Here is a 9122-nt window from a genome sequence, read left to right on the forward strand (position 1 = left end):
CTTCAGATATTGGCAACTCATTGGTAGAAACACTGCCCCAAATAGACTCTAGGAGAATATTTTCTGATTCTTTATCCTGAGATTCTAATGACTGAGATTGGGCTAAACTTAACTGAGATTGCAGGAATTCTGGTAAGTTTAGATCTGATGACTGAGATCGATCGACACTAAACTCAGATTCCAGTAATTCTGGTAAGTTAAGCTCAGAGTCTTGGACTTCCGCCTCAAATTCCTGAAACTCTGTCATACTAGGCTCAAATGATTGAAATTCAAACCCACTGAGTTCAGATTCTTGAAATTCTTCTAAACTCCACTGCAAGTCAAGTGAATTATTTAGATTGCTAATTTCCGATGGAGTGACTGATTCTTCCTCCTCAACTACTGAAGCTTGAGAATTAATATTTATTAATGCTCCCACTTCCAGGGAATTGTTAATCAAGTCGAAATCTGGCAGTCTACTTTCTGAATATTCAGATAAGTCGAAATTATCTCTTTTATCTTCCGCCAAGACTTCCATCTCGCCAGGGATTTCTAAAACCTGGAATCCGGGAATTTCCTCACTCCTTTCAATAAGACCAGCTAATTGTTGTAGAGTTAGAGAAGGTTCACCACCCCAAATGCGATCGCCATTAAGTACTGCTCTTTGTCCTTCCTGAAAGTCTGCTAAAGCCGTCTGAGCAATAATTAGCGCCCGCTCCGGTGCAAGCTCCAGAGCCGCGATCGCAATTTTCGCGATCGCGCCAAATCCCGATAAATTCATGGATTCCGCTAAACCAATAAACACTTCTGCCTGAATCCGCAGGGTATCTGCTATTGTTTGAGGATCGCCAGTTGCGATCGCGGCTGCAATTTGTTCTAACCGCTGACTCACCCCAATTTCAAAAATAGACTGTGTAACATCAAAGCCTAATTCTATCGAAGAAGGGATTTGGTTTTCCGAGTCAAAACAGTCCCCCAATTTCTCTTGCAATTGGGCAAAAATAGCAGCCGTGCGATCGAGAATTTCCGCATCATTAATTTGCCCGCCTGTTAGTTGAGCTGTTATCGGTAAGCGGAGACATTCATACCCTTCAAAGATTAATGCTTCCACTTCTGCATCAATCGATAAGTCTGGATTAAATAAAGCCTTAAAAATATCCTCCAATGAGTGGGATACGTTTTTAATAGTTTCCAAACCTACACTAGCCGCAGCACCTTTGAGAGTATGGGTTGTCCGCATTAAGTTATGGATTTTGTTAATGCTGTAGTCTTCTCTCAGAGTCAGTAATTCTCGTTCCAATACTTGCAATAATTCCGGTGCTTCTTGGAGAAAGTATTGGTAGCCTTGTTCGCGAATCGTCGGTTCATTATTCATACGGTATTTGGGATTAAGGCTGTGGGTTTGAATACTGGGATTTGGCGAATTTGATGAGTTGTAATTAGTAACAATTAGGTGATGATTAGTGAGGAGATTATGATCGGAATATTGACCAAGATCTGTTGCTAGTACTTGGTCATAATTAGCGGAGTTAAAATCACCGATTAATTCACGTATCCATTTAATAACTTGCTTCATGGTTGTTTGTTGTTTGTTATTGGTTGTTCGTTGATAAATCTAGCGATTAGCCTCAATTACTATGTAGTTGTTTGTTTGATTTTGCTTATTGTTATTAACACTGTTATTTTGTAGAGATTATAAAGAATGGGAACCGTTAGCGAAAAATACCCTAGGAAAACAGATTATTCGTTCAGCCGATAGTATTGGAGGGAACATAGCCGAAGGAGTTGGCAGAGGAACTTCAGGGGATAATAAACGATTTGTAAGAATAGCAAGAGGCTCTTTATATGAAACTCAGGATTGGTTAAGAAGAGCTTACTCTCGCCACCTATTGACATCGGATCAATTAGATACACTCAAACCCATCATTGACGAATTAGCACCCCGATTAAACTCCTATCTGAACTCCATCAAATAACCAACAACCAACAACAAATAACCAACAACCAACAACCAACAACTAATCAACCTTAAATTGATCTGCACTACTTTGAAGGTTTTGAGCCATACTCAATAGTTCCTTAAACGATGTCGCAATTCCGATAGAATTGTCAGAAGTTTGGTTAGCAATTGAGGCAACTTCACTCATAGTTTTAGTCACGGATTCAAACTCAGCCGTCTGTAACTGAGTGGCTTGAGTGATACCTTGGACTAATTGACTGATTTGAGCAGTAGCTTCAACAATAGCATTCAGATTTTGACGGGTTTCGCTCACCAAAGTAGTACCTTGGGCGACTTGTTGAATACCCGTTTCCATTGCGGTAGATACCTCAGCCGTACCCTGTTGAATTTCTTGCACTAGTTGTTCGATTTCGCTGGTAGCTTCTGCTGACTGACGGGCTAAAGAACGGACTTCATCGGCTACCACCACAAAACCGCGTCCGTATTCACCTGCCCTGGTAGCTTCAATTGATGCGTTTAATGCCAGGAGTTGGGTTTGGGTAGTAAAGTTACTAATTAAGTTTACCACTCGCGAAACTTTCTGGGTGGATTCGCTCAAGCGCTTGAGTCGTTTGCTGGTTTCTGCCACTGTCTCCCGGATATCGAGAATCCCTTCCACAGTGCGATTCATTGCCCCATCCCCTTGCCGCACCGTTTGGTTGGCTTGTTGTACAGCTACTTCTACTTGTTGGGCACTAATTTCCACTCCTTTGGTAGAATTAACCATCTTGTCAATTTGCCCTAAAGCGAGGTTGAGTGCTTGGAATTGCTGTTGCGCTTGGTGAGTGAGACTGGTAATAGAAGATTCACTATTAAGTGAGGTTTGGGCGACTTTCCGGGAGGATTCTTGCACCTGCTTAATGATACCGCGCAAACTTTGCAGGGTATTATTATAAGCATCGGCGACAGTACCAACTTCATCTTCAGTTACAGGGGCGCGGACGGTAAGATTACCTTGTAGAGCTGGGCGCACTGATGATAGCAACTGCATCACATTCCGTTGTAGTGACTCTTTATCAGCTTTTTCCCGTTGAGCCGCTTCTGCAAGCTGTTGAGATTGTGTCTGAATTTGTTCGACTGATTCTGCCTGTTGCAAGACAATCCCTAACTGTCGAGAAATCTGTACTAATAAATTAACCTCACTCTTTTCCCAGTGACGGGGTTCAGAATTTTGGTGAGTTACTAACAAACCCCAAAGCTTTTCACCCTGAAATATGGGAGCGATAGTATAGGCTTTTACGCCCCATTCCAGCAGTAATTCTTTGGCAAAAGTCAGCTCTTTCGATTGGCTAATATCATCTATCGCACTAGCTTCATTTTTGCGATACTCACCACCTTCAGTTTCCTGCAAAATGGGATCTATTACTAGTGCTGCTGTACTGCCAGCTAGTCTCATTGTACTGGTGCTGACATCTTCAATGACAAATTCTCCACTCCAATCAGGCTGGAAGCGATAGATAGCAACTCGATCCGCTTTAAGTAGTTGTCGGAGTTCTTGAGTAATAGTGCGGAAAAGACTATCATAGTTGAAGTTTCGGTTCCGTAAACGTTCAGCAATTCGCTGTCCGATGGAATCAATTAAACTAATAAAATTGGTTTCCCGTTCCGCTAGCTTGGTTAAGGCTTGGGACTGTTGCTGCACCTGTTCTAAGTAATCTACTAATTGCAGCGCCGCACCCATTTGCAACCCGATTTGAGCTATAGCTAAAACTTCAGCATCTTGCCATTGACGAGGTGCTTTGTTTTGGTAAACACTCAGTAAGCCCCAGAGTTTTTCTCCCACAAATACTGGCACAACTATGTATGCTTTAGCCTGGAATTGCTCCAATATTTCCATCTGACTGGCAGAGGAATCAACCTTGTAGATATCATTAACTACCAAGTTTTCCCGTTGGCGATAGATACCTCCCTGGGTTTCTAGTAAATTGGGTTCAGGCGATACTGTACTAAGATCGGAATTCAGTAACGGTATCCAGTCACCTCCTACCGATTCAGCGACAAACTCACCACTCCAATCAGAATTAAAGCGATAGATAGCAACGCGATCGCATTCTAGTAAATAGCGGATCTCTTGAGTAGTGACGCGGATGATAGATTTAGCGTCTAGAGAGCGAAGGATTCTGGAAATGATTTTGGTAACTCCTTTCTCTCTTTCCGCCGTTTTAGCCAGTTGAGCAGAAGTTACCTGTAGTTGCTCAATATACTGAACCTGTTGCAGAGCTACCCCAAACTGTAGACCAATTTGAGTCAAGAATTTGATCTCTGTTTCCTCCCAATGACGGGGACCACTGTTTTGGTAAACTGCTAGCAAACCCCACAGCTTGTCACCAGTGAAAATTGGCACGAGGACATAAGCTTTAACCTCAAATTGCTCTAAGATTTCCACATGACAAGCAGAGTGACCAGCTTTATAGATATCATCAACTGCAAGACTTTCTTTTTTAGCATACCTGCCGCCTTGGGTTTCCTGTAGATAAGTATCAGGCCATACCGTTTCGATATCAGGTCCGACTAGGCGCATCCAATTTCCGGCTACTGACTCAGAGATAAATTTACCACTCCAATCTGGCAGCAATTGATAGACAGCCACGCGATCGCATTTTAGTTGCTGCCGGACTTCTTGGGTAGTGATGCGGCAAATGCTGTCAACGTCAACAGTCTTGCGGATTTTATCGATTGCTCTGGTTGCCGCCCGTTCCACATTTGTGGCTTTTTTGAGCTGGGCAGATTGGGCTTCGAGTTTATCAATATAATCGGAAAACTGGAGGGAGACTCCCAACTGAGCGGCAATCCGTTTGGCGAAATCCATCTCTATGTCGTCCCAATGGCGCGGTCCGCTACACTGATGGATGGAGAGGAATCCCCAGAGATCGTTACCTTTAGTCAAGGGAACTAGGAGATTGGCGCGGACTTGAAACTGAGAGAGAATTTCGATATGGGGAGAACTTAGCCCCGCATTATAGATATCGCTAATTGCCTGAATTTTTCCTTCCAGATAGTGAGGAGCAAACATTTCACCAAAAGATCGATCGTTAATATCGAACCCCATTGCACTAGAGTAGGTAGAGGCAAAATCCTCAGCCACAACTTCCCCATTATTGTAATCGGGGTAAAAGCGAAATACCCACACCCGGTCAGCTTTGAGCAACTGTCGGACTTCAATCACTGTTGTCTTGAAAATTAAATTCATTTCCAAAGACTGGCGATTCTGGTCGATAATTTTGATTGCCGACTGCTCCAAATTACGAGCTTTGTTCATCAGAGTGGAAGCTCTTGCCATCTGCTCCAGGTATTCGGCTTGTTGGAGAGCGATGCCAAACTGTCTGCCAATCTGAGCTAGCAAGTTAACTTCTACCGTCTCCCAGTGACGCGGACCTGTGTTCTGGTAAGCTGCTAGTAAACCCCAGAGTTCCGAGCCTTGCAAAATTGGTACTAGGACGTAAGCTTTAGCCTGAAATTGCTCCAAAATGTCAATATGACAAGGATCGTGCCCCGCATTGTAGATGTCATCAATCGCCAATGACTGATTGTGGCGATACCGACCGCCTTGAGTTTCTTGTAAATTAGTATCTTTCCAGACTTTTTGCGCATCTGGTCCGACTAAAGATATCCAGCCTTGTGTTACTGATTCAGCCACAAACTCACCACTCCAATCCGGATTGAAGCGATAAACAGCGACGCGATCGCACTTTAGCATCTGCCGCACTTCTTGAGTGGTGTTGCGGAACAGGCTTTCTACATCAGAGGTTTGGCGCAGCCTGTCACTTACTTTGGAGGCTAATTTTTCTACTTCTTCAACTTTGGCAAATCGAGCAGATTGGCTGGCGATTTTCTCCATATACTCGGCTTGCAGAAGGGCTAAACCAAAGTGTCGGCCAATCTGAACTAGAAAATTAACTTCTTCAGATTGCCAGTGACGAGTGCCCAAGTTTTGGTAAGCTGCTAGTAAACCCCAAAGTTTTTCACCTTGAAAAATTGGTGCGATTGTGTAAGATTTGACCTGAAATTGCTCCAAGATGTCAATATGACAAGGTTCGTGACCTACCTTGTAGATATCTTCTACGATAAATGTTTCATAATTGCGATATCGACCACCTCTGGTATCCTGCAAATGGCTATCTGCCCAGACTGTTTGGACACCATTTCCGACTAAAGGAACCCAACCTTGACCTACAGATTCAGCGACAAACTTACCGCTCCAATCAGGATTGAAGCAATAGACTGCTACGCGATCGCATTTTAGCTGCTGTCGGACTTCTTGTGTGGTAATTTCAAAGAGGTTAATTGTGTCCAGAGACTGCTGGATTTTATTAGCGACTTTGGCGATAATTTTGTCCTGTAGTTCCCGCTTTTGCTTTTGGGCACGGATTTCTGATGGATGTAAAGCTATCCTCAGTTCACAAACAATTTGGTACAGGAGATTAATGTCAGATTCCTGCCATAGCCGAGGTCCTGAACATTGCTGTACCACCAGCAATCCCCATATTTGCCCTTCAATTAGAATAGGCAAACTCAAACTAGCTTTTACCTGAAACCTTTCCAATAGTTGAATATGGTAAGGACTTAATCCATTTTGATAGATATCCTCTAGGGCGATTGCCTGCTGTTTGTCGTAATCCAGTTCATTTTCCGCACCAAATATGAAAGCTGGTAGGGACTCTCCCAGGCTGGGAGTATAGCCCAGTAGCATTGATTCAGCCAACACCATCCCCTCTTTCTCTGTCTGGAAGCGATAAATCAGCGCTCTGTCTACTTTGAAGCGATCGCGAATTTCTGTGATGGTAATTTGCAACAGAGCATCGGTACTTGTTGCTTGGCTCATCTTACGGACAATAGCGAATAATTGTTGTCGCTGATCCTTAAATTGTTGTTCGCTACCTGGTAAATTACTATTACTACCAGTTTGGTTGAGCTGAGTTTCAACACTATTGTTTCTTTGTTCTAATTCAGCAAATTCTTGCATAATTATCTCTATTATTGTTGGTTGTTAGTTGTTGGTTATTGGTTGTTAGTTGTTGGTTGTTAGTTGTTAGTTGTTAGTTGTTAGTTGTTAGTTGTTAGTTGTTAGTTGTTGGTTATTAACTAATAATCCTCAGCTAATAACAAAAAACAAAAAACAAAAAACCAATAACAAACAACCACTAACAAAAAACCACTAACAAAATACAATTCAGCTTCGATGCACCTGCCACAGAGGAGACTGAATAATGGATGCAACATTCAAGACAGTGCCCTTGTCTCCTGGTATAGCCCCCAAAATAAACGGTAGAAGCCTGGACGGAAATAGCCCCGAGGCGGCTGTTTGGATTTGCTGCAAGTCGTGTAACTCAATGTCATTAACTTGTGGCACAACCAAACCCAAAGACTGTTCATTAGCCTGAATTACCATCGCCACAACAGATGTTAAAATTTGCTCCTGCTGCAACAAAGGAGAACCGCCAACTAGATGATTAAGATCGATCAACCAGAGCATTTCTCCCCGCCAATTGCAAATGCCCAAAATACAACTCGGCATTTTAGGGACAGGCAAAATTTCCGCTACATTCACCCTCAGAATTTCCGCAATTTGCTCCAACGGTATTAAGGCACTGTCTTCGACACCTAGGGGAAAGCGCAGCAACCGCCTTCTGATATCTGGAGGGAGGGGTTCTAAAGATAGCGGATCGAGGGTACTTGCTGTTAATACTAAATCAAGTGAATTCATTGTTTATTCGTTATTGTTTAATGGTCATTGGGATATGCCGAACTGATTGCGTCTTTTGTTTAGTTGTTCTTTAGTTTGAGCTAATTCTCGATCTAATTCTTCCATTTTCTTTGTGAGTCGTTCTATTTCTCCATCCATGGTACTTAAGCCGTGAGTTAGTCCAGTTGTTTTCGGATTTTTGCCAATTGATTGTTGTTGCCGTATGGAGCTATTTTGGTTGGCAGTACTGGTTGATTTTGCGTTTTTAGTATTTTCATTAGGAAGCGCAAAGCGATCGCGTTGTTTTAGAAAAGCTTGTTGCAATCCATCAGTGTAAGGCTGGATGAGATTTCTTTGAGATGGTGTCAGCCGAGCTATAATTTCCTCAGCTAATAGTTTATTACACAGTTCAATCATTTCCCATTTAACCTTTACTCCTGGTAAAACCATTAAGCATAAATCAACTAATTCCAATTCAATTGGAGCCATATTATCTTCTAAAAGGCACAGCCATAGGTAGGCTTGAAACATTTCCAAGTCGCGCAGGCAAGAGTGAGTAACTCCGGGATCTGTTAACTCGCCGCGACGACTGCGATGGTTAGGTAGCAATTGAATTAATTGGGAGTAAACAGTCTGGGCAATATCCTGAGAGACTGGAAATAATTGCTCTACCAACTTGAAAGTGGGCGAGTCAACTTGATACTTGGCGGCGGCGATGCAAACTCGTTGCCAGGGGAGGGCAACTTGTTCTTCAATAAATCTAAAATAAGGGTAAATAAGTAATTGCTCTTGGGGTGTTAGCTTTTGGGATAAAATTAACAACTTATTACTAAAGTTTAATAGCGTGGTAATAAAGCCAAGGGTTCGCCAATCCTTTGAGAGAATGTGTTCCTGCTGAAATTCCAGTAATATGGGTTCGATTGCTTCTGCTATTTCTTGAATCCCTGGCATTCCCCAAGCTTCTATGGAAAGCATTTGCCATGAGGGAAAAGAAACTTCACTAGAGGTAGTGGCTGCGGTTGATATCAGTGTTTTTTCTTCAGCAGCAGTTGGCGATGGCTGTTGGTAAATTTCCAGGAGTTTCATATAAACCATCAGGGCAAAGTTAGTCAGTCTATTTGCCTCCGATAAGTCCACAATATTCGGAATATAAGAGTACAGCGCATTGGTTTGTATCCCTGCCATCTGGCATTTGATCGTAACTAGGCGATTGTGCAATTTGGTGGCTGTTAATGCTCTACCTTCTGGAGATACTGCTTTAATTAGTTCTCCATAGAATGAAGTATCATCTTTTCCTGATGAAAGAGAAGACATGTCTGGTTTATAGCGCTCTGCCCACAGCTTGACTAAGCGCTCAACCGATGGAGTTTTAATATAATTAACAGCTACTAGCACGATTCTTTATTATTGGTTGTTGGTTGTTGGTTGTTGGTTATTGGTTGTTGGTTGTTGGTTATTGGT

Annotated in this window: 5 protein-coding genes; 1 reads left to right on the plus strand and 4 read right to left on the minus strand. The window is 42.6% G+C overall.

All coding sequences use genetic code 11. The features are described 5' to 3' along the window. Positions 1-1555: Hpt domain-containing protein (locus NJ959_RS20650; RefSeq protein ID WP_254013627.1), on the minus strand; the 1555-nt coding region annotated here is incomplete at its 3' end. An 88-nt stretch (positions 1556-1643) separates the two neighbouring features. Here NJ959_RS20650 and NJ959_RS20655 point away from each other — a divergent pair. Next, a complete protein-coding gene (locus NJ959_RS20655; RefSeq protein ID WP_254013628.1) occupies positions 1644-1955 on the plus strand; it encodes a four helix bundle protein in 312 nt (103 codons plus the stop codon). Positions 1956-1997: 42 nt separating this feature from the next. Here NJ959_RS20655 and NJ959_RS20660 read toward each other — a convergent pair whose 3' ends face one another. The 3 genes from NJ959_RS20660 to NJ959_RS20670 form a co-directional block, all read right to left on the minus strand. After that, positions 1998-6941 carry a GAF domain-containing protein gene (locus NJ959_RS20660; protein WP_254013629.1) on the minus strand — a complete coding sequence of 1648 codons (4944 nt, stop codon included), beginning with the start codon at positions 6939-6941 and terminating at the stop codon, positions 1998-2000. A gap of 207 nt (positions 6942-7148) precedes the next feature. After that, the gene (locus NJ959_RS20665; protein ID WP_254013630.1) at positions 7149-7682 is read right to left on the minus strand and encodes a chemotaxis protein CheW; all 534 of its coding nucleotides are present in this window, start codon (positions 7680-7682) and stop codon (positions 7149-7151) included. A 24-nt stretch (positions 7683-7706) separates the two neighbouring features. Next, positions 7707-9056 carry a bilin-binding protein gene (locus tag NJ959_RS20670; RefSeq protein ID WP_254013631.1) on the minus strand — a complete coding sequence of 450 codons (1350 nt, stop codon included), beginning with the start codon at positions 9054-9056 and terminating at the stop codon, positions 7707-7709. Between the last annotated feature and the right edge of the window lie 66 nt (positions 9057-9122).

It is taken from the genome of Limnofasciculus baicalensis BBK-W-15, from assembly GCF_024178385.1.
Taxonomy (GTDB): Bacteria; Cyanobacteriota; Cyanobacteriia; order Cyanobacteriales; family Coleofasciculaceae; genus Limnofasciculus; species Limnofasciculus baicalensis.

What these genes read in the sequence shown, in the direction of transcription:
- NJ959_RS20660 (WP_254013629.1), bottom strand. Translation starts at nt 6,941, where the DNA reads ATGCAAGAATTTGCTGAATTAGAACAAAGAAACAATAGTGTTGAAACT.
- NJ959_RS20665 (WP_254013630.1), bottom strand. Translation starts at nt 7,682, where the DNA reads ATGAATTCACTTGATTTAGTATTAACAGCAAGTACCCTCGATCCGCTA.